General features: G+C 65.4%; 23 protein-coding genes. 5 read left to right on the top strand and 18 right to left on the bottom strand.

Annotation, left to right across the window (positions count from 1 at the left end):
* Positions 1–83: 83 nt before the first annotated feature.
* The 12 genes from IAE39_RS05895 to IAE39_RS05840 form a co-directional block, all read right to left on the bottom strand.
* A complete protein-coding gene (locus IAE39_RS05895; RefSeq protein ID WP_201200230.1) occupies positions 84–743 on the bottom strand; it encodes a general secretion pathway protein GspN in 660 nt (219 codons plus the stop codon).
* Entirely contained in the window at positions 740–1,126 is a 387-nt protein-coding gene (gene gspM / locus IAE39_RS05890) for a type II secretion system protein GspM (protein WP_201200228.1), read from the bottom strand. The genes IAE39_RS05895 and gspM overlap by 4 nt, the downstream gene beginning before the upstream one ends.
* The gene (locus tag IAE39_RS05885; protein WP_201200226.1) at positions 1,123–2,199 is read right to left on the bottom strand and encodes a GspL/Epsl periplasmic domain-containing protein; all 1,077 of its coding nucleotides are present in this window, start codon (positions 2,197–2,199) and stop codon (positions 1,123–1,125) included. Before IAE39_RS05885 ends, gspM begins: the two co-directional genes overlap by 4 nt.
* On the bottom strand, positions 2,196–2,786 hold the full coding sequence (locus IAE39_RS05880; RefSeq protein WP_201200224.1) for a prepilin-type N-terminal cleavage/methylation domain-containing protein: 591 nt from the start codon (positions 2,784–2,786) through the stop codon (positions 2,196–2,198). Before IAE39_RS05880 ends, IAE39_RS05885 begins: the two co-directional genes overlap by 4 nt.
* Before the next feature lie 188 nt (positions 2,787–2,974).
* Positions 2,975–3,343 carry a type II secretion system protein GspI gene (locus IAE39_RS05875; RefSeq protein ID WP_201200222.1) on the bottom strand — a complete coding sequence of 123 codons (369 nt, stop codon included), beginning with the start codon at positions 3,341–3,343 and terminating at the stop codon, positions 2,975–2,977.
* A complete protein-coding gene (gene gspH, locus IAE39_RS05870; protein WP_201200219.1) occupies positions 3,340–3,771 on the bottom strand; it encodes a type II secretion system minor pseudopilin GspH in 432 nt (143 codons plus the stop codon). Before gspH ends, IAE39_RS05875 begins: the two co-directional genes overlap by 4 nt.
* Positions 3,772–3,774: 3 nt before the next feature.
* Positions 3,775–4,209, bottom strand: coding sequence for a type II secretion system major pseudopilin GspG (gspG, locus tag IAE39_RS05865; protein WP_013971171.1), 435 nt, complete (start codon positions 4,207–4,209; stop codon positions 3,775–3,777).
* Between the two features lie 17 nt (positions 4,210–4,226).
* On the bottom strand, positions 4,227–5,429 hold the full coding sequence (gene gspF, locus IAE39_RS05860; RefSeq protein WP_201200212.1) for a type II secretion system inner membrane protein GspF: 1,203 nt from the start codon (positions 5,427–5,429) through the stop codon (positions 4,227–4,229).
* A gap of 3 nt (positions 5,430–5,432) precedes the next feature.
* Positions 5,433–6,881 carry a GspE/PulE family protein gene (locus IAE39_RS05855; protein ID WP_201200203.1) on the bottom strand — a complete coding sequence of 483 codons (1,449 nt, stop codon included), beginning with the start codon at positions 6,879–6,881 and terminating at the stop codon, positions 5,433–5,435.
* Positions 6,881–8,833 (bottom strand): type II secretion system secretin GspD, encoded by a 1,953-nt coding sequence (gene gspD, locus IAE39_RS05850; RefSeq protein ID WP_442968423.1) that lies wholly within the window; start codon positions 8,831–8,833, stop codon positions 6,881–6,883. Before gspD ends, IAE39_RS05855 begins: the two co-directional genes overlap by 1 nt.
* Positions 8,834–8,854: 21 nt before the next feature.
* Positions 8,855–9,280: a pilus assembly protein PilZ gene (locus IAE39_RS05845; RefSeq protein ID WP_201200198.1), complete on the bottom strand. Its 426-nt coding sequence runs from the start codon at positions 9,278–9,280 to the stop codon at positions 8,855–8,857.
* A complete protein-coding gene (locus tag IAE39_RS05840) occupies positions 9,277–10,917 on the bottom strand; it encodes a lipoprotein UxpA (RefSeq protein WP_201200197.1) in 1,641 nt (546 codons plus the stop codon). The genes IAE39_RS05845 and IAE39_RS05840 overlap by 4 nt, the downstream gene beginning before the upstream one ends.
* Positions 10,918–11,140: 223 nt before the next feature.
* Between IAE39_RS05840 and IAE39_RS05835 the strand changes: the two genes are divergently transcribed.
* Positions 11,141–13,216, top strand: a complete 2,076-nt coding sequence (locus tag IAE39_RS05835) for a PhoX family protein (RefSeq protein WP_201200196.1) — start codon at positions 11,141–11,143, stop codon at positions 13,214–13,216.
* Between the two features lie 268 nt (positions 13,217–13,484).
* Here the strand turns inward: IAE39_RS05835 and gspK are convergent, their stop codons facing one another.
* Positions 13,485–14,450, bottom strand: coding sequence for a type II secretion system minor pseudopilin GspK (gene gspK, locus IAE39_RS05830; RefSeq protein WP_201200195.1), 966 nt, complete (start codon positions 14,448–14,450; stop codon positions 13,485–13,487).
* 146 nt (positions 14,451–14,596) lie between these two features.
* Here gspK and IAE39_RS05825 point away from each other — a divergent pair, with 146 nt between their 5' ends.
* The 3 genes from IAE39_RS05825 to tatC are packed head-to-tail and all read left to right on the top strand — an operon-like array spanning position 14,597 to position 15,875.
* Complete coding sequence (locus IAE39_RS05825) at positions 14,597–14,830, top strand: Sec-independent protein translocase subunit TatA (RefSeq protein WP_201200193.1); 234 nt, start codon at positions 14,597–14,599, stop codon at positions 14,828–14,830.
* Positions 14,830–15,120, top strand: coding sequence for a Sec-independent protein translocase protein TatB (tatB, locus tag IAE39_RS05820; RefSeq protein ID WP_201200191.1), 291 nt, complete (start codon positions 14,830–14,832; stop codon positions 15,118–15,120). The genes IAE39_RS05825 and tatB overlap by 1 nt, the downstream gene beginning before the upstream one ends.
* The gene (gene tatC, locus IAE39_RS05815) at positions 15,117–15,875 is read left to right on the top strand and encodes a twin-arginine translocase subunit TatC (protein ID WP_201200189.1); all 759 of its coding nucleotides are present in this window, start codon (positions 15,117–15,119) and stop codon (positions 15,873–15,875) included. The genes tatB and tatC overlap by 4 nt, the downstream gene beginning before the upstream one ends.
* 96 nt (positions 15,876–15,971) lie before the next feature.
* On the opposite strand, the gene IAE39_RS05810 is transcribed toward tatC, so the two are convergent.
* Positions 15,972–16,283 (bottom strand): NGG1p interacting factor NIF3, encoded by a 312-nt coding sequence (locus tag IAE39_RS05810; RefSeq protein ID WP_201200180.1) that lies wholly within the window; start codon positions 16,281–16,283, stop codon positions 15,972–15,974.
* A 3-nt stretch (positions 16,284–16,286) separates the two neighbouring features.
* Entirely contained in the window at positions 16,287–20,186 is a 3,900-nt protein-coding gene (purL, locus tag IAE39_RS05805) for a phosphoribosylformylglycinamidine synthase (RefSeq protein WP_201200178.1), read from the bottom strand.
* Positions 20,187–20,545: 359 nt separating this feature from the next.
* Between purL and mltF the strand changes: the two genes are divergently transcribed.
* The gene (mltF, locus tag IAE39_RS05800) at positions 20,546–22,003 is read left to right on the top strand and encodes a membrane-bound lytic murein transglycosylase MltF (protein WP_201200176.1); all 1,458 of its coding nucleotides are present in this window, start codon (positions 20,546–20,548) and stop codon (positions 22,001–22,003) included.
* Positions 22,004–22,128: 125 nt separating this feature from the next.
* Here the strand turns inward: mltF and tadA are convergent, their stop codons facing one another.
* From tadA to IAE39_RS05785, 3 genes are all read right to left on the bottom strand, one after another.
* Positions 22,129–22,608 carry a tRNA adenosine(34) deaminase TadA gene (gene tadA / locus IAE39_RS05795; protein WP_201200174.1) on the bottom strand — a complete coding sequence of 160 codons (480 nt, stop codon included), beginning with the start codon at positions 22,606–22,608 and terminating at the stop codon, positions 22,129–22,131.
* Entirely contained in the window at positions 22,608–23,990 is a 1,383-nt protein-coding gene (locus IAE39_RS05790; protein WP_201200172.1) for a multicopper oxidase family protein, read from the bottom strand. The genes tadA and IAE39_RS05790 overlap by 1 nt, the downstream gene beginning before the upstream one ends.
* Before the next feature lie 162 nt (positions 23,991–24,152).
* Positions 24,153–25,193 (bottom strand): NAD(P)/FAD-dependent oxidoreductase, encoded by a 1,041-nt coding sequence (locus tag IAE39_RS05785; RefSeq protein WP_201200170.1) that lies wholly within the window; start codon positions 25,191–25,193, stop codon positions 24,153–24,155.
* Positions 25,194–25,218 lie beyond the last annotated feature (25 nt).

Below are 25,218 nucleotides of genomic sequence, written 5' to 3'. Positions count from 1 at the left end.
CAAATGTAGGAGCGAGCTTGCTCGCGATGCGCCGCGCGGGCGGCGCTCGATTTGCGTCCCCATTCAAGACCCAAGGCGAGCGCCTACCAGCGTAAATCCCGCTGCCCTGCCAACGCCTGCGGCCCCAACCACTGCACCCCGCGCAGCAATGGCGTCAGCTCCGCCTCAGGCTGCAACTCGAACACCACCTGCGCCCGCCGCGCGAGCAAATCGCCATCCACGGTCAATTCATGTTGCCCCTGCTGCGCCAATTGCCCGCGCAACCGCCAGCCGCTGCGGCAGTCCATTTCCAGCCACCCCTGCCCCAGGCCCAGTGACCACGGTTCGCTCAGGGCAAGGTCGGTTACCGTAATGCGGCCTTCACTGTTGCGGCATTGGCGCCCTGCCCCCTGTAGACGCAAAGCCCCCTGCCACTGACCCGCCAGGCGGTAATCCGTGTGTGTTGTCGCCTGGGCGCCTGCCGCAGCGGCCTCCAGTCGCCAGCGCCAAGGCCAGCCTTCGGCACGCAACTGCCAGGCCTGGCCTTGAAAGCCCAGCTGTGCGTTCGCCTGCAAGCGCCAGGGCTGCACCACCCAGCGCAGGGGCCCGACCGGACCCAACTGTTGCGCCTGGCCATGCCAGAGGCTGCCACTGACTTCATGCATGGGCAGGCCAAACGCCCGCGCCACCCAATTGGCCGGAAGCTCGACCAACAGCGTCAGCACAAATACCAGCACAAGCCACGCCATCCCCCTGCGGCTCACGGTTGCACCACCAGGTCGAAGCGCAACCCCTTGCCATCCTGCTCCAGCCCCCATTGCAGCAGCTGCGCGCCTTCTGCACGCAAGCTTTGCAGCCAGCCTTGCAACACGCGCTCATCGGCCACCTGCCCACGCAGCTGCCAGGCCTGGCCCTGCGCATCGACTTCGGCCAGTTCGATCTGCCGTGCCTGGGCCGACTGGCGTAGCCGCTCCAGGCTCAGCCCCGGGCCGCCTTGCAGGCTGGCAGCCTGTTCGGCCAGCCCGCGCCATTGACCAAGTTCGCGCCATTGCGCAGTGCCGGCACGCAGGGCCAGGAAAGCCAGCAACAGGGCAATCAGTACCCAGGCAAAGATCAGGCGGTGGCGCTGTAGCCAATCGCGGTTCATGAGGCGGCCCCCAGGTCGAAGATCACTTGGCCTGCTTGAACTTGCACCGTGGCGCCAGCGGCAGCCGCCATGTCCTGCCAGGGCGGCGAACTGCCCTCGCCATCCATACGCAGGTGCCAGCGCTGACCATCGAAGCGCACCGCTTGCAGTTGCCAACCAGGATTGTCACGCAGCCAGGCCTGCAAGCGGGTTTGCAGGTCCTCCAGCTGGCGCGTGCGCAGTTGCTGTTGCAGTTCACTGTCACGCAAGCGCTTGAGCGCCTGCGCAGCATGCCGGGGGCTTGCTTGCTCACCGGTCACGGCGATGACCTGGCTGCGCCAGAGCTGCGCCTGACGCCATTGCTGGGTCATCCACAGGCCACCCCAGACGGCAGCCAGTAGCAGGCAGGCGGCAAACAGACGCTGATGCTGGCGGGGCAATACCGGCATCGAGCGCATTTTGCGGGCACGCTCGAACAGACCTGGCATTGAGTCGAGTGGTGCCCATGTACCTGGCCAGTCACCGCTCAACGGCTGCGCCTGCAGTTCTGCCCAAGGATGTTGCGGCACGCTACCCAGCGCATCCGGCCACGCCAGCCAGTGTTCCTGGCCGTCTTCGGTCACCCCCTTGTACAAGGACACCCCGGCAGTGCGCTGCCAGTTCCAACTGCTGCCGGCCTCTGGCACTGGCAGTAACTGCAACTCTGCCCAGCAACGTTCCACCTGCAAACCCCATACGGCACATTGCGCACGCCACGCGTCCAGCGGCTGGCGGGCCACCACCAACAGGCGAAGGTGGCCGGGTTCACGGGCCAGGCAGGCGCAGACCACTTCGTCGGGCGTTTGCAGCAAGCGGTCTTCGAGCAACAACGGCCACTCCTCGCGCTTGAGCCCGGGCGGGGCCGGCACACGAAAATGGCTGCAGGCTTCGGCAGGCAATACCAGCGCTATACGGGTCTGCAGGTTGGCCGGTGGCTGGCCCTGCCCTTGTTGCCGGAGGGTACCGCCTTCAACCAGCGCCCAGTGCCACACCGGGCCTGGCCGCAGCAACAGCCACGGTTGGGCCGGTGTGCGCCGCCGCCATTCAAACTTCATGAGCGCCCCCAAGGGAGGGCGAAGGTGCAGACATAAGGTGCTCCATCACGCTGCAGTTCCAGGCGCACACCACGGCCGGGGTGCGCCGGTTGATCAGAAGGCCAGGCCAGCCAGCGGCCGCCCTGGTAATACAGGACATTCAGGGCGCTGACCCGGTCGAGTTGTTCGCGCTGGGCCCAACGTGGGGCGGCAGCGGCGTACAGGTCGGGCGAGCTTTCCAGCAGCAGGCGTTGCTCACGGGCCTCGAAGCGCAGGCGCTGGCGTTGCAGGCGCGAGCCGCCTTCGGCTTCTGGCAAGCCGGTGCTGGCAACCCACAGCAGCTGGTTGCTGGCGGGTTGCCAGTCCAGCCAGCGGCTGGCCAACGGCAGGCGCTGGTCGTAGACGCGGCGCAGTACCGGGCTGTCGAAGCGGCGCTCCAGGGCCAGGCAAAAGTCCAGTACCGAGGTTTGCTGGGTGGTGACTTGCAGGCGCTCGCGCACCTTGAGCCAGCCGTTGACCAGGGCAGCGAGCATGATGCCGAGGATGGCGGTGAGGGCCAGGGCGACCATCAGTTCGATCAGGGTGAGGCCGGCCTGGCGGTGATTCATGGCTTGAGCGCCAGGCTGACGGGTGCACGCCGTCCCTGTGGGAGCGGGTTTACCCGCGAAGAAGACACCACGGTGGATGGCACCGGCTTTGCCGGTGTTCGCGGGTGAACCCGCTCCCACAGGGATTGAGCAGGATGATGGATAGTTATCACCAGCAGGGTATGCGTAACACTCACGGGCGCTGAAGGTCATGGGCGCTCCAGGAACACGGTGTACTGGCCCAGTGGCAAACGCTGGTCGCGGTCGGCGAACAGTTGCAATTCACCACGGCGCAGGTCGCGTACGCCGGTGCGGCGCAGTTGCAGTTGCCAATGACACCGCTGGCCACCCTGGCTCAGTTCGCCGCCCACCTGGTTTTCCGCAGGCCAGTACTGCTCGACGGCGAAGCGGGTTTGCAGTTCACGCGCGCACAGCAGGCCAAGGCGGTGCTGTTGCAGGTTGTCCTGCACGGCCAGGCGCTGGCGCAAAACCTGGCTGGTGATCACGGCCAGCACTGCCGCAATTGCCAGCGCCACGGTAACTTCCAGCAGCGTGAAGCCGCGCTGCTGCTGCTTCATGGCGCCACCTGCAGACGGCCATCGCGGCTCCAGGCCCATTGCTGGCTGCCATCGGCCCAACGCCAGCGCACGCTGCCCGGTTGCGCCCAGCCATGCGGGGTGAACAGCAGGCGCGGTTGCGGGCTGGCCGCCCACTCCGGGCGCAACCCCTTGGGCCAGTCACCGAGCGCAACCGCTTCGACCACCCAGGCATTGCCCTCACGCCGGACAAACTCCGGGCGCTGGCCATTCCAGCGCAGCCCGCGCAATTGCCCGGCATGCCGGGCCAGCGCAGCCTGGCCACGGGTCTCGGCCGCCAGCCGTTGCAGGGCCTGGTCGACACTGGCCTGGCCGTTGCCGAGCCCGGCCACCGCCAGCCCGGTCATCAGCCCGGCAATGGCCAGCACCACCAATAGCTCGATCAGGCTGAAACCGCGCTGACGACGCACCCGTTACAGCTCCCAGTTACCCAGGTCGGCATCCTGGCCTTCGCCGCCGGGCAGGCCGTCGGCACCCAGCGAATACACATCGACCCGGCCATGTTCGCCGGGCATGCGGTACTGGTACGGGGTGCCCCACGGGTCTTCCGGCAGGCGGCGTACGTAGCCGTCACTGCGCCAGGCACGGGGCAGCGGTTCCTGTGCCGGTTTTTTCACCAGTGCGGCCAGGCCCTGTTCGCTGCTCGGGAAGCGCAGGTTATCGAGCCGGTACATGTCCAGCGCCTGCTCCAGGGTGGCCAGGTCGGCCATTACCTTCTGCTTCATGGCCTTGTCCTGATTGCCCAGCACGCTGGGCGCGACCACGGCGATCAGCAGGCCGATGATGAAGATCACCACCATGATTTCCATAAGGGTGAAACCGCGCTGGCGGTTGCGTCGATGCTGCATGGCAAAACTCCTTGTCGTCACAATTGCAGGCCCTGGTTGAGTTGCATGATCGGCAGCAACACCGCCAGTACGATGAACAGCACCACGGCGCCCATCACCAGGATCATCAGGGGTTCGAACAGCGCCATGGCGGTATCGACCTGGCGGGCGAAGCCGCGCTCCTGGTCGTCGGCCACGCGCTCGAGCATGTCGGCCAGGGTGCCGCTGGCCTCGCCGCTGCCGACCATGTTCACCAGCAGCGGCGGGAATTGCTGGCTGGCATCCAGCGCGCGGTGCAGGCTGGTACCGCCCTGCACCTGCTGGCGCACCTGTTCCATGGCCAGGCGGATGCGCCGGTTGCCGACGGTTTCGGTGGCCACCTGCAAGGCTTCGAGCAGGGCCACGCCGCTGCCGCTGAGAATCGCCAGGCTGCGCGCCAGGCGCGCGCTTTCCAGCACCTGCAGCAGGCTGCCGATGCGCGGCAGGCGCAGCAGCAACTGGTCACGGCGCAGGCACCAGAGCGGCTTGCGCAGCAACCAGCCGCCGACCGCACCTAGCACCAGTGTCAGCGCCAACAGCCAGGGCCCGGCGTGCACCAGCCCCTGGCTGAGGCCGATCAGCAACGACGTGATCAGCGGCAGACTCTGCCCGGCGTGGGCGAACTGTTCGGTGAGCTTGGGCACGACAAAGGTCATCAGGCCGACCACCACGGCCAACGACACGCCCATCAGCACAGCGGGGTAGATCAGCGCAGTACGGGCCTTGTGTTGCTGGCGTTGCACCTGCTCCAGGTGATCGGCCAGCCGCGTCAGTACCTGGGCCAGGCGCCCGGAACGTTCGCCGGCCTCGACCAGCGCGCAATACAGGCCGGTGAACGGTGCCCCTTGGCGCGCCAGGCTGCGGGCCAGGCCCAGGCCTTCGGCCAGCGAGCCGCGCAGGGCCACCAGCACACTGTGCAAGGCGGGCTGACGCAGTTGCCGTTCAAGGGTGGCCAAAGCATCGACCAAGGGAATACCAGCCCCGGTCAGGGTGGCCAGCTGGCGGGTCAGCTCGCACAGCTGGGCGCGGCTCAGGCGCTGGCGCCGGGGCTGGCGGGTGCCGGCTTCATGGCGCTGCAACTGGCGGGCAAACAGGCCCTGCTCACGCAACAGCTGGCGGGCATGGCGTTCGCTGTCAGCCTGCAGGCTGGCCTTGTGCGGTTTGCCGGCGAGGTCCACGGCCTGGTAGCGATAGGTCGGCATGCCTTAGCCCTGCACCACGCGCAGCACTTCGGCCAGGCTGGTCTCGCCGCGCGCCAGGCAATCGCTGGCCATCGCCACCAGGCTCTGCCGGCGCCCCGCCAGGTAGTCCTGCATCGCCAGTTCGCTGGCGCCGTCGTACAGCAGGCCGATCAGCCCGGCGTCCAGCTCGATGAATTCGTACAGGCCCAGGCGCCCGACGTAACCGCTGCCCTGGCAGAGCTCGCAACCCACCGCGTGGTAGCTGCTGCCCAACGCCGCCAACTCAGGCCACAAGTCACGCTCGGCGGGTTGTAATGGATGCGCCACCGCACAGCTGCACAAGCGACGAACCAGGCGCTGGGCCAATACCCCGCGCAGGCAGGAGGCGATCAGGAACGGCTCGATGCCCATGTCGCGCAGGCGGGTCACTGCGCCCACTGCGCTGTTGGTGTGCAAGGTAGACAGCACCAGGTGGCCGGTGAGGCTGGCCTGTACGGCAATTTGCGCGGTTTCCTGGTCGCGGATTTCGCCGAGCATGATCACGTCCGGGTCCTGGCGCAGGATCGCGCGCAGGCCGCTGGCGAAGGTCAGCCCGGCGCGCGGGTTGATCGCGGTCTGGCCTATGCCGGAGATGGCGTATTCCACCGGGTCCTCGACGGTGAGGATGTTGCGGCTGCCATCGTTGAGGCTGTTGAGACTGGCGTACAAGGTGGTGGTCTTGCCCGAGCCGGTCGGGCCGGTGGACAGGACAATGCCGTTGGGCCGCGCCAGGCAACTGCGCAGGCCCTGCAGCACTGCGGCCGGCATGCCCAGGTTGTCCAGGGCCAGCAGGCTGGCCTGCTTGTCGAGCACACGCATCACCACCCGCTCGCCGTGGATGCCGGGCAGGGTCGACACCCGCACATCTACCTCGCGGCCAGCCGCACGCAAGGTAATACGACCGTCCTGGGGCTGGCGTTTTTCGGCAATATCCAGGCGCGCCATGACCTTGATCCGCGACACCAGCATGGCCGACAGCGCCCGCGGCGGGCGTAGCACTTCACGCAAGTGGCCATCGACACGCAGGCGCACCACCAGGCTCTGCTCGAAGGTTTCGATATGAATGTCCGAGGCGCGCAGGCGCAGGGCCTGGCCGAACAAGCCGTTGATCAGGCGGATCACCGGCGCTTCGTCATCACTTTCCAGCAGGTCCTCAATGCGCGGCATTTCGCTCATCAGGCTGTCGAGGTCGACCTGGTCGCCAATGCCCTCGATCAGCGCTTCGGTAGCGGCATCGCCGGCCTGGTACAGCTGGCCAAGGCGCTCGTCGAACAGCGCAGGTTCCAGGTATTCCAGCGTGCTCGGCTGACCATGCACACGCAGCAGTTCCTGCAACTGGGCACTGTCGGCGTCGGCCCGCAGCCACAGCTGCCAGCCCTGCTCCGCCGGGGCCATGGCCACCCCGCTCTGGCGGGCCTGACGATAAGGCAGCATCACCAGTTACCGCCTTCCAGGCGTGCGCGGCTGGAGGGGAATACCTTTAGCAACTGCGAGCTACCCTCGGCGAGGTCTGGCAGTTGCAGCGGCGTGGTCTGCTGCAGGGTGCGGTACTTGTCCTCGCTGAGCCCGGCCAGGCTTGGCCCATCGCGCAGGATACGCGGGCGGATGAACACCATCAGGTTCTGCTTGGTGTTCTTGCTGGCATCGGAGCGGAACAGCCGGCCCAGGTAAGGGATATCGCCGAGCACTGGCACACGCTGGTCGCTGGTGCTCAGTTCGTCGCTGATCAGGCCGCCCAGGATCACCAGGCCGTTGTCCTCGACCATGACCTTGGTCTTGATCTCGCGCTTGTTGGTGATCACATCGCTGGCAGCGCTGGAGTCGGCAATCGACGACACTTCCTGAACGATGTCCAGGCGCACGCTGTTGTCGATGTTGATCTGCGGCTTGATGCGCAGCTTCACCCCGACTTCCTTGCGCTCGATGGTCTGGTACGGGTTGGCGTTGTTCTGCGTCACCGAGCCGGTGACGAAGGGCACTTCCTGGCCCACCAGGATCGACGCTTCGGCGTTGTCCAAGGTCAGCAAAGTGGGCGTGGACAGCAGGTTGAAGCCGCTTTTGCCCTTGAGCGCGTTGACCAGCATGGCGAAGTTGAAACCGCCGCCGAAATGGCCAATGCCTGCGGTGGCACCGGCGGTGGTAGAGAGCAGATCACCCAACGCTTCGTTGTCGCCGCTGGCCGCGGCCCCGGCGATGTTGGCGATGTTCACCCCGTTGCTGCCGAAATTGACGATGCCGGCGCCGAACTTTTCGTCGGCGAACAGCCATTGCACGCCCAGCTCCTGGGCGCTGCTGTCGGACACCTCGGCGATGATGGCTTCGACCACCACCTGGGCCCGGCGGATATCCAGTTGCTCGACGATGGCGCGGTAGGCCGCCAGCTCGCTGTCGGGGCCAACCATGACCACGGCATTGGTGCCTTCTTCGTACTCCAGGCGAATGCCCGAGTCATTGGCAAGCGGCAGTGGCTGGTCCTTGCCCTCCCCTTGCGCACCGCCATTGGTCGCGCCTTCGCTGGGCACCGCCCCGTCCTGGCTGAGACCGCGCAGCACCTTCACCACTTCGCCTGCGTTGGCATGGCGCAGGTAGATGACCTGGGTGTTGCTGCTGTGCTGGTTGTCACTGGGGCGATCAAGCTGGCTGAGCAAGGCACGCACACGCTCGCGGCTGTCGGCGCTGCCACGCACCAGCACGGCATTGCTGCGGGGGTCTGCCACCACTTGCGCGCTGTCGGCACCCTGCTCGCGGGCCAGCAGGCGGGTCAGCAACTGTGCGGTGTCGGCGGCACTGGCGTGTCGCAGGGGCATCACCTGCAAGGGTTCTTCGCTGACCTGGTCGAGCTGGCGCAACAGGCTGTCGATGCGATCGAGGTTACTGCGCCAATCGGTCACCACCAGCAGGTTGGCTGCCGGGTACGGGGTGATGACCCCCACCCGCGGGTCGATCAGCGGTTTGAGGATGCCGAGCATCTGCTCGCTAGCGGCATTGCGCACATTGAACACGCGGGTGGCCACACCGTCACTGCCCTGGCCTGGCTTGCCGGCGGGTTCCACCGGCACCGGCTCCAGCCGTGCCGCCTGGTCGGGGACGATCTTCACGCTGCCGTTGGGCAAGTCGACGGCGGCATACCCCTGGGCACGCAATTGCGCGAGGAAGATGTCGTAGATGGCGTCGGCGTCATGTGGGTCGACGGTGCGTACCGTGACCTTGCCCTTGACCCGAGGGTCGACAATGAAGGTGGTGCCAGTGATGCGCGACACGCTGTCGATGAACTCGCCCAGTTCGGTGTCGACAAAGTTCACCTCGTACATCGGCGTCCCGTTTTCATCGAACACCGGTTCTTCAGCGCTGGCCATGGACAAGGCCAGGCTCAACGCGACCGCCACGCAGTATCTAACAGGCATCTTTCATCCTTGCCGCTTGAAGCCGGTCACGGCAGGGCGTGGCGGCCAGGGCAGGCGCTCACGCCGCCCCTGGTTGTTGAAGATCAGGCCATCGCTGTCGATGTCCTGCAGCACGATCCCGGGCGCCAGGCGCTGGCCACGGGCCAGGGTGCGCACCTGTTCGCCATAGCGCAGCACCACCACGCTGGAAGCCAGCGGCTGGGCCCTGAGGCCGCCAAGGTATTGCAGCGGCAGGCGGGTAATGGCGATGGCGCCGTCGTCGATGGGCGCTTGCCAGTGGCCAACCATCAGCCCAGGCAGCGGGCTGTCGGCAGCGGCAGGCGCCGTAGCGGGCTGTGGCTGGCGGCTCAGTTGCAGCACACACTGGGCAGCGAGCCAGCCGGCCAGGGTCAGGCCAGCGCCAGTGAGCAGGCGCGAGGCGAGCATCACGATGCCAGCTGCCGTGGGTGCCAGCCCGGGTGGCCCTGCACGTAACGCACCTCTGGCTGTTGCAGCGGCGCCAGTTGCCAGTCGGTTTTCTGCCGGCCGAGCCAGGCTTCCAGCCGCTGCCACAGCGGCTCGCCGGCCTGGGCTTCGAATTGCAGGCCGAAGGTGCGGCACAGGCCCTGCACCGGTTCCAGCCCGGCGATGCGCTTGCCTTGCGGGCTGTAGCTGACACGCCAGGCCTGGCTCTGCCAGCGTGGCAGGTCCTGGCTGTTGTCCAGCAGCAGCGGGTCGCCAAACAGTTGCTCGGCGGCGTTCTCCAGCACTTGTTCAACCTGCCGGGCCGGGGCCTCGACCACGGGCGCCGGGTAACCACCGGTAAGGCTGATCAGGTGCTCGCGGGTAATGGATGCCCCCGCTGGCAGCGGGTAGTCATAGCGCAGGCCAGGCAGCAGCACCGGCATGCTGCTGTCGTCGGCCAAGGCCTGATGCAGCAGGCGGTCCCAGCTGCCGCCACGGGTGTCGCGGCGCCACAAGGCCTGGGGTGCGCGGGCCAGCGGTTGGTCGAGCCAGGCGGCGTGACCGGCCCGTTGCTGGCGCAGTTGTGCCTGCAGCGGCGCGACACGTAGCTGCGCCGCAGGTGCCAGTTGCTGCTCGAAAGCCGGGAAAAAACGCCCGTCGAACTGCCACAGCCCGGCCACCCGCTGGCAGCGCAGGCGGAAGGCGCCGCTGCCGCGGCAACCCGCGAACAGTACCGGTACACGCCGGCCGCTGGCCTGGGTGACTTCGACCGGTGCCGGCCACAGGTCCTGACCACGGGCGCACAGCAGCACATCGATTTGCGCTACCCGTTCAGCCAGCCACAACCCGGGCCCCGTGCCGACATCGGCCATGGCCACCACCAGGTCGGCTTCACGCCGGGCCTGTTCGAACACCGGCTGCAGCGACTGGTACCACTGTTTAAGGGAGGCTTTCTGGTCTTGCGCGTAGGGGTCGGTCACGCCGACCAGCGCAATTCGCGCGCCACCACGCTCGTAGATATGCAGGCTTTCCAGGCCCAATGCCTGGCGTTGTTGCTCCGCCAGCCCGGCGCCCAAAGTAATAGCGCTGGCCTGACGGTAGAGGCCCGGGCTGCGTTGCGGCCACAGCACGCGTTCATCGCTGCTGACCCGCGCTTCGATGCCCAGCAGCTGGCTGCCCTGCACACCGCTTTCGCCCTGTGTCAGGTAGGCCAGGCCACTGCCGTTCCAGCCTTGGCCGTTTTCCAGGGTCAGGCTGTTGCCGGCCCCGGCCTCGCCACGCAGTTGCTCCAGCAGTGCCGCCAGCACCGCATAACCGCCCAGTTGGGCAGCAGCAGCCTGGCTGGCGTCAAGCAGCGGCGCCAGGTGCGGGTAGGCAATGCTGGCACTGCTGCCAGTCATCCACGGCGCACGGCCCAGGTGGCTGACCGGCCCCAGGCGGGTGGCCGGCACCACGGCCTGGCCAGGCTGGCGGGCATCGAGGGTGTCGGCCACGTACAGCAGGTCGAGGCTGGCATTGCCGCCTTGCTGGCCAGGGAAGGCGGAGCAGGCGCCAAGCAGCGGCGCCAAGGCCCCGACGCCCATCCAGCCAATCACTTCGCGCCTGTGCACACTGCTCGCCATCGCACCCGCCATCCTTTTCCACACTCATTCAGGGCTCCGGATGTTGCGGCGTTGGCATTACAGTTTGATGGCAGAAATCCGACAACAATTCCAAATTGATCTGTCGGCCACAAATCTAAGAACCAGCAGTTTTAAAAGCTCGTTAACATTTCTGCCAATGAATCATCACACTTGCGCCTTAAAGTCGCGGTTTCTTCAACTCAGCCACTATAAGGACACCCTGATGAGTCGAGATACCGGCGACAACCTGGACCGGAACCAAAGCGGCAACTTGCCGATGGCCACTGTCATGGACGCCTACCTGAGCCGCCGCAGCATGATGCGTGGCAGCCTGGGCGCCGCCATCGCCATGATCGCCGGTACCGGCCTGACAGGCTGCTTCGACGGCGGTGGCTCCGATCACGATGATCCGGTCACCGAACCACCAGTAACCGAGCCGCCAGTCACCGAGCCGGAAGTGCCGAAACTGGCGCTGGGCTTCCAGTCCATCCCGGGCTCGCGCACCGACGCCTGCGTGGTTGCCGCCGGCTACAGCGCCTATGTGCTGGCGCCTTGGGGTACGCCGCTGAACAGCAACGGTAACCCGTGGAAATCCGACGGCAGCAACACCTCGACCGACCAGGCCAACGCCATGGGCATGCACCATGACGGCATGCACTTCTTCCCGATCAACGGCAGCTCGGAAGACGGCCTGCTGGCGATCAACTTCGAATACATCGACGCCGCCGCCCTGCACCCGGCCGGCCCGACCACCGATGTCAACGGCAAGCGCCCGGCTGAAGAAGTGCGCAAGGAAATCAACGCCCACGGTGCCGGCGTGGTGCGCCTGCAGAAAATCAACGGCCGCTGGCAGGTGGTCGACAACGACCCGCTGAACCGCCGCTTCACCACCGCTTCGCGCATGGAAATCACTGGCCCGCTGCGTGGCACCGACCACGTCAAGACCAAGTACTCCACCGCCGGCACCCACTGCCGTGGCACCAACAACAATTGCGGCAACGGTTACACCCCGTGGGGCACCTACCTGACCTGCGAAGAGAACTGGCCGGGGATCTTCGTCAACAAGGGCACCCGCCCTGAAGACCAGCGCCGCATCGGCGTGGGCACATCCAGCGGCCAGTACAAGTGGGAAAGCGCTGCCGGTGACAGCACCGAAGTGGCTGATGAATTCGCCCGCTTCGACGTGACCGTGAAAGGCGCCAGCGCCACCGACGATTACCGCAACGAAGCCAGCACCTACGGCTACATCGTCGAAATCGACCCGTACAACAGCAGCACCCTGGCCACCAAGCGCACTGCGCTGGGCCGCTTCCGCCACGAAGGTTGCGCCCCGGGCCTGCCGGTCGCCGGCAAGCCGCTGGTGTGGTACATGGGTGACGACTCGAACAACGAGTACCTGTACAAGTGGGTGTCCACCGCCGTGTGGGATGCCGCCGACGCCACCCCAGCCGACCGCCTGGCCACCGGCGCCAAATACCTCGACCAGGGCAAACTGTACGTGGCCCGCTTCAACGCCGACGGTACCGGCGTATGGCTGCTGCTGGACGTGGCCACTGCCACTACCGGCGGCAGCACCCTGGGCGCGCTGTACGGCGACCTGCCGGGCATCATCCTCAACACCCGGGGTGCTGGCGATGCCGTGGGCGCCACGCCGATGGACCGCCCGGAATGGACCACGGTCAACCCGCTGAACGGCGACGTGTACCTGACCCTGACCAACAACAGTGCGCGTACCCCGGAAAAGGTCGATGCCGCCAACCCGCGCGGCCCGAACCGCCATGGCCACATCATTCGCTGGCACGACAGCGACGACCAGCTGAGCTTCACCTGGGACATCTTCGTGTTCGGCGCCAACGCTGCCGGTACTGCCGATATCAACCGTTCCGGCCTGACCGAACTGAACCAGTTCGCCAGCCCGGATGGCATGAGCTTCGATAGCCGTGGCGTGCTGTGGTTCGAGACCGACAACGGCGAGACCACCTTGACCGACTACACCAACGACCAGTTGCTGGCGGTAATCCCTACCGACCTGGTGGATGCCAGCGGCAAGCAGGTGCCGGTGAATGCGCAGAACCAGGTGGACCTGCGGCGTTTCTTCGTTGGCCCGAATGACTGCGAAGTGACCGGTATCAGCTTTACCCCGGACAACAAGACGCTGTTTGTGAACATTCAGCACCCGGGGAACTGGCCGTATACCGACAAGGCTACCGATGTGACCCCAGCGGGGGCCACGGTGCGGCCGCGGGCTTCGACGGTGGTGATCCAGCGGATTGATGGCGGGGAGATCGGGACCGTCTGATAGCGCGGTGTACGGGGGCCGCTTTGCGGCCCAATCGCGACGCAAGGCCGCTCCCACAATTGACCGCGCAACCTTCAGGTGCTGCGCGGTCTCTGTGGGAGCGGCCTTGTGTCGCGATGGGCTGCAAAGCAGCCCCGGCTGTATCAAACCTTGTGTTGGATGTACTGGCCTCTTCGCGGGTAAACCCGCTCCCACAGGTACTGCACGAGCTTCAGAAATGGTGCGATCCCTGTGGGAGCGGGTTCACCCGCGAAGAGGCCTGTGAGTTTTACCAGACCACCGGCTCCCGGCTCCTGACCCGCACCTGCTGCGCCGGCACCCGGGCATGCCATTGCACCACCCCCAGCGCCTCCACCTGGAACTCGCTGCGTATCACCCGCCCCTCCTCCGCGAACGACAGCTGCAACAGAAAATACCCGCTGTTGAGCAGCAAGCCTTCGCTCAGCCGTTCGAACGTTTCGTCATCCACCGCCCCCAGTGCCTGGCGCAGTGCGGCCGCATCCACGTAGCCCGACGCTGGCCGGCCACTGATGATGCGGCTGAGCAACGACCGTGGGTAACGGCCTTCATACAGCGCTTCAAGCAGCGGCAGGTGTTCCAACCCCAGGGCATTGGCATTCAGCCGCCAGCCAGTGGTTTGCGGCAAGGCACACAGCATCGGGTAGCGTGCCTGGCGGCCAGCATCCTGTTCCAGCAACAGGTTCAGCTCGCTGGTGTCGAGCATCGGTTGGTTGGCCGCCAGCCGTGGTGGCTGCTGGCGCAGGTACTGGGCGCTTTCGGCGCCCTGCAGGCGGGCATCGCTGTCGGCATCGAGCCAGTCAGCCAGCGCATCGACCAGGCGTTCGGCAGCCATGTCGTCACCCAGCAGATAGCGCAACTGGTGCTCGGCGCGCTCACCATCGGCGCCGAGCAGTGCATTGACGTTGAAGCAGGTGTGCTGGTCGCGCACCCGCAACTGCGCCTGGCCGGCGCCAAAGTCGTAGTTCAGTGGCTGCCCGCGCAGCGCCTGCCAGAACAGCGGGCTCAGCCGCCAGGCAGGGTCACGCAAGGCTTGTTCAGCATAGGCAAGGCCCGCTTGTTCCATGGCCCGCGCCTGTACCCGATGGTGTAACAGGCGCACTTCATCGACCTGGCGCCGGCCATCCTCCACCAGCCAGGCCATGCCCGCCGCCAGCATTGCCAGCACCACCATCACCATCAGCAGGGCCGCGCCCTGCTGTTGCCTGCCAGCCATCCGTGCGTGCCTCGCTCGCGCAATAAAGACGCCAGTCAACACGCGGTGTGTTGCAGGTAGATGGCAATGCCCCGTCCGTCATGTTCACGTCATCTGGGCGAGGCAGGATTGCCCTTCCTTTTCATGACCTTACAGGAGTGGTCGCAATGGGTGGCATTGGAATCTGGCAACTGGTGATCGTACTGCTGATCGTATTCCTGCTGTTTGGTACCAAGCGCCTCAAAGGCCTGGGCAGCGATGTGGGCGAGGCAATCCAGGGTTTTCGCAAGTCCATGGGCGGCGACACTGACGCCCACGCACCTGGCCACGCGCAGGTGCAACAGGATGCACCGCTGACCGGCCAAGCTACACAGCAGCCGCAAGCGGACCGTCAGGCCTGATGTTCGAGGTAGGCTTCAGCGAGTTGCTGCTGGTCGGCATCGTCGCATTGCTGGTGCTGGGCCCGGAGCGCCTGCCGGTGGCGGCGCGCACCCTCGGCCGTGGCCTGGGCCAGGCGCGCCGGGCCATGCACGCCCTGCGCACACAGGTTGAACGCGAAATCGAAATGCCCAACCTCGACAGCGCCCCGTTGCAGCGCCTGGAGCAGGAAATTCGCCAGGGCATCAGCCTGCACGCGGAACCGGCCAATGATGCGGCTACGGTCGCCGTGCCCAAGGAAAACGCCTCATGAGTATTGCCATGGACCCGGCAGCGAGCATGCCGCTGACCGAACACTTGCGCGACCTGCGCAAGCGCCTGGTGCGTTGCCTGGGCTTGGTGGCGCTGGTGTTCGCCGGCCTGTTCCCGTTTGCCCAGACGCTGTACACGCTGATTTCCGAGCCACTGCGGCGCTTCTTGCCGGAAGGCGCGAGCATGATCGCCACCAGCGTTACTTCGCCGTTCCTCACACCATTCAAGCTGACCGCAATGTGCGCCGTGTTCGTCGCCATGCCGTTGCTGCTGCACCAGGCCTGGGGCTTTCTGGCACCGGGGCTGTACCGCCGGGAGCGGCGCATTGCCCTGCCGCTGCTGGTGTCGAGCATTGTGCTGTTCTATGCCGGCATGGCTTTCGCGTTCTTTTTGGTGTTTCCGATGATGTTCGGCTTCTTTGCCAGCGTGACGCCGGACGGCGTGGCGATGATGACAGACATCAGCCAGTACCTGGACTTTATCCTGGCGCTGTTTCTGGCGTTCGGGCTGGCGTTCGAGATCCCGGTGGCGACGTTTATCGTGGTTTGGGTGGGGTTGGCCGATGTGGCCACGTTGCGGCGCAGCAGGCCCTACGTGATTGTCGGGTGCTTTGTGGTGGGGATGATATTGACGCCGCCGGATGTGTTTTCGCAGACGATGCTGGCGGTGCCGATGTGGGTGCTGTTCGAGGTGGGGTTGCTGGCGTGTGGGATGTTGAAGCGGCCGGGGCAAAGCCGGGAGATTGTGGCTGGTTGAACTGGCCTCTTCGCGGGTAAACCCGCTCCTACAGGTACTGCACAATGCTTGAGAGCGGTGCAATACCTGTGGGAGCGGGTTTACCCGCGAATGGCCTTAGAACTCGGCGAGCCGCCAGACTTCGTAGGCTGGCGTCTCATACGGGTGGCTCTGCTTGAGCGCAGCGACGACCTGGGCTACCAGCTCGTCAGCCACCACCAGCTCCACCTTCCACTCTTCCACCACCTCAACCTGGCCGGTTTGCCCGAGGAACGGCTGGCTGCCGTCCAGCGGGCGGAACTGGCCCAGGCCCAGGGTTTGCCAGGCGCAGTGGTCATAGTCACCGATGCGCCCGCCACCGGCGGCGAACACAGCGGCCTTGACCACTTCAACGTGGCTGGCGGGGACGAAGAAGGCAAGCTTGTACACGCCTTAGTTCACCCACACCCGCGCATTACGGAACATACGCATCAGCGCGGCATCTTCCTGCCACTCATCCGGGCGCCAGGAGTTCTGCACGGCGCGGAACATACGCTCCGGGTGCGGCATCATGATGGTCACACGGCCGTCACGGCTGGTCAGGCCGGTGATACCGCGCGGCGAGCCGTTCGGGTTGGCCGGGTAGGCTTCGGTGACCTTGCCGTGGTTGTCGACGTAGCGCAGGGCCACGCAACCGGACAGGTCGGCTGCCAGCAGTGCCTCTTCGCTGGCGAACTCGGCATGGCCTTCACCGTGGGCGATGGCGATCGGCATGCGCGAACCGGCCATGCCCTGCAGGAAGATCGAGTTGGACTTCTGCACTTCGACCATGGCCACGCGCGCCTCGAACTGCTCCGAGCGGTTACGCACGAAGTGCGGCCAGTGCTCGGTGCCCGGGATCAGCTCGTGCAGGTTGGACATCATCTGGCAACCGTTGCACACGCCCAGGGCGAAGCTGTCGGTACGCTCGAAGAAGGCCTGGAAGGCATCGCGGGCGCGGCTGTTGAACAGCGCCGACTTGGCCCAGCCTTCACCGGCACCCAGCACGTCACCGTAGGAGAAACCACCGCAGGCGACCAGGCCTTTGAAGGTTTCGAAGTCGACGCGGCCAGCGAGGATATCGCTCATATGCACGTCGATGGCGGCGAAGCCGGCGCGGTCGAAGGCAGCAGCCATTTCGACCTGGCCGTTGACGCCCTGCTCGCGCAGGATGGCCACTTGCGGGCGCACGCCCTTCTTGATGTATGGGGCGGCGATGTCGTCGTTGACGTCATAGCCCAGCTTGACCGACAGGCCAGGGTTGTCTTCTTCGAGCAGCAGGTCGAATTCCTGGTCGGCGCAGTCGGCGTTGTCACGCAGGCGCTGAACCTGGTAGCTGGTCTCGGCCCACTGACGCTGCAGCATGCGACGGTCGTCATCGAACAGCACGTCGCCGTTCAGGCTGATGGAAACTTCCGCGTTGTTGACCGGCTTGCCGATCACCGCGACGCAACCTTCGCCCAGGCCAGCGGCGCTGAACTGTGCCAGTACGTCCGGGGTGGCATCCTGGCGAACCTGAATGACGGCACCCAGCTCTTCGTTGAAGAGAATGGCTGCCACGTCGGCCTTGTTGTCGGTCAACGGGTCGAGTTGCAGGTCGAGGCCGCAGTGGCCGGCAAAGGCCATTTCCACCACGGTGGTCAGCAAACCACCGTCAGAACGGTCGTGATAGGCCAGCAGGTGGCCATCTTCGTTCAGGCCCTGGATAACCGCGAAGAACGCCTTCAGGTCTTCGGCGTCGTCGACGTCCGGGGCCTGGGCTGCGATCTTGCCGTAGGTCTGGGCCAGGATCGAGGCGCCCATGCGGTTTTTGCCGCGGCCCAGGTCGATCAGGATCAGGTCGGTTTCGCCCTTGTCCATGCGCAGTTGCGGGGTCAGGGTCTTGCGAATGTCGCTGACCGGGGCAAAGCCGGTGATGATCAGCGACATCGGCGAGGTGACGCTCTTCTCGACGCCCTCGTCGCTCCACTTGGTCTTCATCGACATGGAGTCTTTGCCGACCGGGATGGTAATGCCCAGCTCCGGGCACAGCTCCATGCCGACAGCCTTGACGGTGTCGTACAGGCGCGCGTCTTCACCCGGGTGGCCGGCAGCGGACATCCAGTTGGCCGACAGCTTGATGTCGGACAGTTTCTCGATGCGCGAGGCCGCCAGGTTGGTCAGGGTTTCGCCGATGGCCATGCGGCCGGAGGCCGGAGCGTCCAGCAATGCCAGCGGGGTACGCTCGCCCATCGCCATGGCTTCGCCGGTGTAGACGTCGAAGCTGGTGGCGGTGACGGCGCAGTCGGCAACCGGGACCTGCCACGGGCCGACCATCTGGTCGCGTGCAACCAGGCCGGTGATGGTGCGGTCGCCGATGGTGATCAGGAAGCTCTTGCTGGCCACTGCCGGGTGGTTCAACACGCGCTGCACAGCGTTGTCCAGGTCCAGCTCGCTTGGGTCGAAATCATCGCCCAGCTCGGCTTCACGGGTTACCGAACGGTGCATGCGCGGCGGCTTGCCCAGCAGCACGTCCAGTGGCATGTCCACCGGGGTGTTGCCGAAGTGGCTGTCGCTGACGGTCAGGTGCGGCTCTTCAGTCGCCTCGCCCACCACGGCGAACGGGCAGCGCTCGCGCTCGCAGATGGCCTGGAAGCGCTCGAAGTCGACGGCGCTGACAGCCAGCACGTAACGCTCTTGCGATTCGTTGCTCCAGATTTCGTGCGGGGCCATGCCCGGCTCGTCGTTGGGCACGTTGCGCAGTTCGAAACGGCCACCACGGCCACCGTCGTTGACCAGCTCAGGGAAGGCGTTGGAGATACCACCGGCGCCCACGTCGTGGATGAAGGCGATCGGGTTGGCGTCGCCCAGCTGCCAGCAGCGGTCGATGACCTCCTGACAGCGGCGCTCCATTTCCGGGTTTTCGCGCTGTACCGAGGCGAAGTCCAGGTCTGCCGAGCTGGCACCGGTGGCCACCGACGAAGCGGCGCCGCCGCCCAGGCCGATCAGCATGGCCGGGCCGCCGAGCACGATCAGCTTGGCGCCGACAGTGATCTCGCCCTTCTGCACGTGGTCTTCACGGATGTTGCCCATGCCGCCGGCGAGCATGATCGGCTTGTGGTAGCCGCGAACCTCTTCACCGTGCGGGGTGTTGATGGCCTGCTCGAAGGTACGGAAGTAACCGGTCAGCGCCGGGCGACCGAATTCGTTGTTGAACGCAGCGCCGCCCAGCGGGCCTTCGATCATGATGTCGAGGGCGTCGACGATGCGCTCAGGCTTGCCGTAGGCCTGCTCCCATGGCTGTTCGAAGCCCGGGATACGCAGGTTGGACACGGTGAAGCCGGTCAGGCCGGCTTTTGGCTTGGCGCCACGGCCGGTCGCGCCTTCGTCGCGGATTTCGCCGCCGGAGCCGGTGGAGGCGCCGGAGAACGGGGCGATGGCGGTCGGGTGGTTGTGCGTTTCCACCTTCATCAGGATATGCACCGGCTCCTGCACCGCGCCGTACTGGCGGGTTTCAGGGTTCGGGAAGAAGCGGCCGGCAACGTTGCCGACGATGACCGAGGCGTTGTCCTTGTACGCAGACAGCACACCTTCGTTGTGCATCTGGTAGGTGTTCTTGATCATGCCGAACAGGCTCTTTTCCTGAGCCTGGCCGTCGATGTCCCAACTGGCGTTGAAAATCTTGTGGCGGCAGTGCTCGGAGTTGGCCTGGGCGAACATCATCAGTTCGATGTCGTTCGGGTTGCGCGCAAGGCCCTGGAAAGCGTTGACCAGGTAGTCGATCTCATCTTCGGCCAGGGCCAGGCCCAGGTCGATGTTGGCCTTGGCCAGGGCGTCGCGGCCACCGGTGAGGATGTCGACCGAGGTCATCGGCTTGGGCTGGGCGTGGCTGAACAGGTCAGCGGCCTGCTCCAGCTGGCCGAGTACGCGCTGGGTCATGCGGTCGTGCAGTTCGGCGGCGACCAGGGCGGCGTCAGCGTCGCTCAGGGTGCCGGCCACGTAGTAGGCGATACCGCGCTCCAGGCGCTGGATCGACTGCAGGCCGCAGTTGTGGGCGATGTCGCTGGCCTTGCTGGCCCATGGCGAAATGGTGCCCAGGCGCGGCACGACCAGGAACAGGCGGCCGGTCGGCTCCTGTACCGGCACGCTCGGGCCGTACTTGAGCAGACGCCCCAGCACCTGCTGCTGGTCGGCGGTCAGCTCGCCTTCAACGTCGGCGAAGTGGGCAAATTCGGCATACAAACCAGTAACAGCGGGGACTTTCTGGCTCAGTTGCTCGAGTAATTTACCGTGGCGAAAGGCAGAAAGGGCAGGAGCGCCGCGCAGGATCAACATCGTCGGGACAGCCTCAGGAAGGGGTGTGCTTAGAGGCCGTGCATTCTAGCCTAATTCGTTGGCTTTCGGCACCCGCTCTAAGCCATGGCTGCCGGGCGGTGGAACCGGACTTTCGGGTCAAAAAAAAACCACCTGTTCGGCACGCTCCCTGTAGGAGCGGCCTTGCGTCGCGACGGGCCGCGCAGCGGCCCCAGGTTTTCAGCTCCGCCGCGAATATCCCCGGGGCCGCTGCGCGGCCCGTCGCGACGCAAGGCCGCTCCTACAGGGTGGGCAGGCCGCCATTGCACAGAATGTGCTACCAGACAACCTAACAGTTGTCGAGATATGGTTGCGTCGGTCCTTTGCGTATACTGCAACCTATGTTCGCCCACACTGCTTTGCGCCAGCGTTGCGCCAAATGGCTCCTCGCAACCGGACTCTTTCTGCTGCTCGGTGCCTGCGTTGAAAAACCCAGCACCCTCGAGCGCGTGAAGGAGGACGGCGTGCTGCGCGTGATCACCCGCAACAGCCCGGCCACCTACTTCCAGGACCGCAACGGCGAAACAGGCTTCGAATACGAGCTGGTCCAGCATTTCGCCGACGATCTCGGCGTAAAGCTGCAGATCGAAACCGCCGACAACCTCGACGAGCTGTACGACTCGCTCGGCAAACCCTCCGGCCCGGTGCTGGCCGCCGCTGGCCTGGTCAGCAGCGAGCGGCGCAAGGCCCAGGTCAAGTACTCGCACCCGTACCTGGAAGTGACCCCTCAGGTCATCTACCGCAACGGCCGCCCTCGCCCGACCAACGCCCAAGGCCTGGTCGGCAAGAAAATCATGGTACTCAAGGGCAGCAGCCACGCCGACCAGCTGGCCGAGTTGAAAAAACAGTACCCGGGCCTGCAATACGAAGAGTCCGACGCCGTCGAGGTGGTCGACCTGCTGCGCATGGTCGACGAGGGCCAGATCGACCTGACCCTGGTCGACTCCAACGAGCTGGCGATGAACCAGGTGTACTTCCCCAACGTGCGGGTTGCCTTCGACCTGGGCGATACCCGTGACCAGCGCTGGGCGGTGGCGGCGGGCGAAGACAACAGCCTGCTCAACGAAATCAATGAATTTCTCGACAAGGCACAGAAGAACGGCACCCTGCAGCGCCTGAAGGACCGCTACTACGGCCATGTCGACGTACTGGGTTATGTGGGCGCCTACACCTTCGCCCAGCACTTGCAGCAGCGCCTGCCCAAGTACGAGAAGCACTTCAAGAGCTACGCCAAGGTCGAGCAGGTGGACTGGCGCTTGCTGGCCGCCATCGGCTACCAGGAATCGATGTGGCAACCGGAGGTCACCTCCAAGACCGGCGTGCGTGGCCTGATGATGCTGACCCAGCGCACCGCCCAGGCCATGGGCGTGTCCAACCGCCTGGACCCGAAGCAGAGCATCCAGGGTGGCGCCAAGTACTTCATGAAGATCAAGGAAGAGCTCGACGACAGCATCCAGGAGCCGGACCGCACCTGGTTCGCCCTGGCGGCCTATAACGTCGGCGGTGGCCACCTGGAAGATGCCCGCACCCTGGCCAAGCGCGAAAAGCTCAACCCGAACAAGTGGCTGGACGTGAAGAAGATGCTGCCGCGCCTGTCGCAAAAGCAGTGGTATCGGCAGACCAAGTACGGCTATGCCCGTGGCGGTGAGCCGGTGCACTTCGTGGCCAACATCCGCCGTTATTACGACATTCTTACCTGGGTGACCCAGCCGCAGCTTGAAGGCCAGGTGGCCGAGGGTAACCTGCATGTGCCTGGGGTGAACAAGGACAAGCCGGCGGATCAGTCGCCGCCGATGTAAACCTGCAGGGGCTTTTTCGCGGGTGAACCCGCTCCCACAGGTACTGCGCTCCCTGCAGGTTTGCACCTATGCTGTGGGAGCGGGTTCATCGTGGCGACGAACCGCCGCGAAGAGGCCGGGCCAGGTTAACCCTTGGCCCGGCGGGCCTTGAAGAAGTCACTCAGGATCTGCCCACACTCCTCCGCCAGCACCCCGCCCTCCACCATCACCCGGTGGTTCAAAAAGCCTTGGCCAAAGAACTGCCCCTGGCTCTGCACGATCCCCGCCTTGGGCTCCAGCGCGCCATATACCACGCGCATCACCCGCGAGTGCACAATCAGCCCCGCACACATGCTGCAGGGTTCCAGGGTTACGTACAGGGTACTGCCGGGCAGGCGGTAGTTGCTGGCCGCCCTGGCCGCCGCGCGGATCGCCACCATCTCGGCATGCGCACTCGGGTCGCTGTCGATGATCGGCCGGTTGAAGCCCTGGCCAGTCACCTGCCCATGCTGTACCAGCACCGCCCCCACCGGCACCTCACCCAGCGCCGCACCTTCGCCAGCCAGGGCCAGGGCCAAGCGCATGAATTCCTGATCGCGGCTGCGATCGATGATCTGCGGGCGCATCAGACCACCGCAATCGCGGCCATCAGGCCGGTTTCCATGTGGTCGATGACGTGGCAGTGGAACATCCAGGTACCCGGGTTATCCGCCACCAGCGCCACCTGGGCACGTTCGTTCTTGCCCAGCAGGTAGGTGTCGGTGAACCACGGTTCCTTGATGTCGTGGCGATTGGAGGCGATCACCTTGAAACTCATGCCATGCAGGTGAATCGGGTGCTGGTACTGGGTCATGTTCTTCAGCTCGAAGATGTAGCTCTTGCCCTTCTTCAGCGTGGCGATCGGCCGGTCGGCACAGGTTTTGTCGGTGATGTCCCAGGCCTGGCCGTTAATCTGCCACATGCTGGATGGCTTGCTCTCGTCAGGGGTGACCGAGACGCTCGCCGCCCACTCGAAATTGAAGTTGAGCTTTTCGGCATTCTCCAGGTCCGGCTCGGCGATCGGGTTGGCCGGCAACGCTGGTGGCCAGTCGCTCGGCGCATTGCTGCTGGCCACCGAACGCAGGGTACCCAGGCGCACGAAGCCGTCGCGCAGGGAGATCTCCTCGCCCGCTTCGGGAATACGGATGGCCAGGCAGATGCGCATGCCAGGGCCAAGCCAGTACTCATCCTCCAACGGCCGTGGCGTCACCGGGTTGCCGTCGAGGGCATAGATTTTCGCCTCGCAGTTGCCCTTGAGGTTGATGCGGTAGGTCCAGGTGTTGTCCAGGTTCAGCAGGCGCACACGCACCACCTGGCCAGCCGGCAGCTCGGTAACCGAGTCGGCCTGGCCATTGATGGTGATCAGGCGCCCGGCGGTGCCGTTGCGCGCAGCCTCACGCGGGATACTGAAGGGCAGCCAGGCGCCCTGCTCGTCCACGTGCCAGTTCTTCAGGCTCAGCGTGCGCTCATGCTGGAAGCCGGTCGGCTCGCGTTCCTCGACGATCAGCGGGCCGACCAGGCCGCGGCCCAGCTCCTCGGAGCTGCTGACATGCGGGTGGTACCAGTAGCTGCCGGCATCCGGTACGCGGAACTTGTAATCGAAGTACTCGCCCGGCTTGACCGGCAACTGCGACACATAAGGCACGCCGTCCATTTCCAGCGGCAAGCGGATGCCATGCCAATGGATGGTGGTTTCCACCGGCAGGTGGTTGATGAAGCGCACCCGCAACCAGGTCCCCTGGCGCACCCGCAGCTCGGTGCCCGGTGCCGACGGCCCGAAGGCCCAGGCCTCGGTTTTAAAGCCTGGCACCAGCTCGACGTCCAGGGGCGCGGCGATCAGCTCGTAGTCATGCCCGGCATTGTCGTCTTCGACCTTGCCCAGCCAGTAGCGCGCCGCGCCACCGGCGCCCAGGCCAACCACAACCAGGCCAGTCAGGCCTTTGAGCATTTGTCGACGGGTGAAGGACATCGGTGCGGGTACCTCGTGTTCTGCGCAATCAAGCTGCCAGCAGTGGCTGGCGATGAAGGGCGAATACGATACACCTGCAAATGCGAAATATTAAGTGAAGTGTTGTCACAGGACTTTCCTGCAGGCGCGCCCAGCCACCGCGAGAAGCGGATGAGGCTTACATCAGTTGAGCTCTCCAAGAATCTCTGCGCTGGCCAAACGCCCCAGAAAGGGGGCCAGGATCACGCCTGGGTGAGCAACAGCAACGTACAAGCCCTTGAAACCGGGCAAAAACCCGCACAGCGGGCGGCCGTCGACCGTCTTGGGGCGCTGCACTGCCTGTACCGAACGCAATGACAGCTCGAAGCCGGGGCGAAACAATTGGCGCACCGCGACCAGGCTTTCCTGGCCCAGCGCATCCAGCCGGTCATGCCCCGGGAAATCGGCGGCCGAGAACAAGCCGCCGCCCAGCCCGGGTCGCAACTCCAGCGACTGCGCATACAGCAGATGGCGCAGCGGCGCGGGCTGGGCATCGAAGCGCAGCAGGACTGCGGGCTCTTCGACGATTGGCAGGTGCACATCCAGCGGGGTGACCAGCGTTTGGGCACCCATGGCATTCGCCAGCACCACCCGATCCACAGGGACAGTGCCGACCGCTGTGCGCACGCCAGAAACCCTCAGCCCGTCAAGCTCCACGGCCAGAACCTCAGCGCTCTCGATCAGTTGTGCGCCCTGTGCTTGCGCGGCGCCCAGCAGGCGGCAAGCCAGCAGGCGCGGTTCCACGGCAAACTCATCAGGCGCCCAAAGCGCCAACTCAGGCGGGTGTGCGAGGGCAGGCTCCAGTTCACGGAGCTTTTCACGCCCGATGGCCGTCATGTTCACGCCTGCGGCTTGCTGCTCGGCAAGCATGGCCAGGCTTTCATCGTGGCTATCGAGCCAGATCAATGCGCCCTGCGTAGCCACCGGGAATGGCCCGATAGCCTGCTTCAGCCGAGCGAATTCGCCCAGCGCCTGCAGCTCCAGCGCAAACTTGCCCGGGTTATCGCTGGGCAATCGGCTCGCTGTACCAACCCAGCCATAAGAGTGGCCGGTAACACCCAGGCCGGCGGAATGCTCACGCTCGAAAACCGTGACCCTGGCCCCTTTGCGAGCAAGGCTCCAGGCGATGCTGGCACCCAGGATGCCCGCGCCCACGACTGCTACACGAAGAGAATTGCCCGCCATGGCCCAGCGTCCCTGCTTGCTGCGA

This window comes from Pseudomonas sp. S37 (assembly GCF_016658545.1).
Lineage (GTDB): Bacteria > Pseudomonadota > Gammaproteobacteria > Pseudomonadales > Pseudomonadaceae > Aquipseudomonas.
The sequence above is the reverse complement of the archived record's forward strand: the minus strand, read 5'-3'. Positions and strand labels throughout refer to the sequence as shown.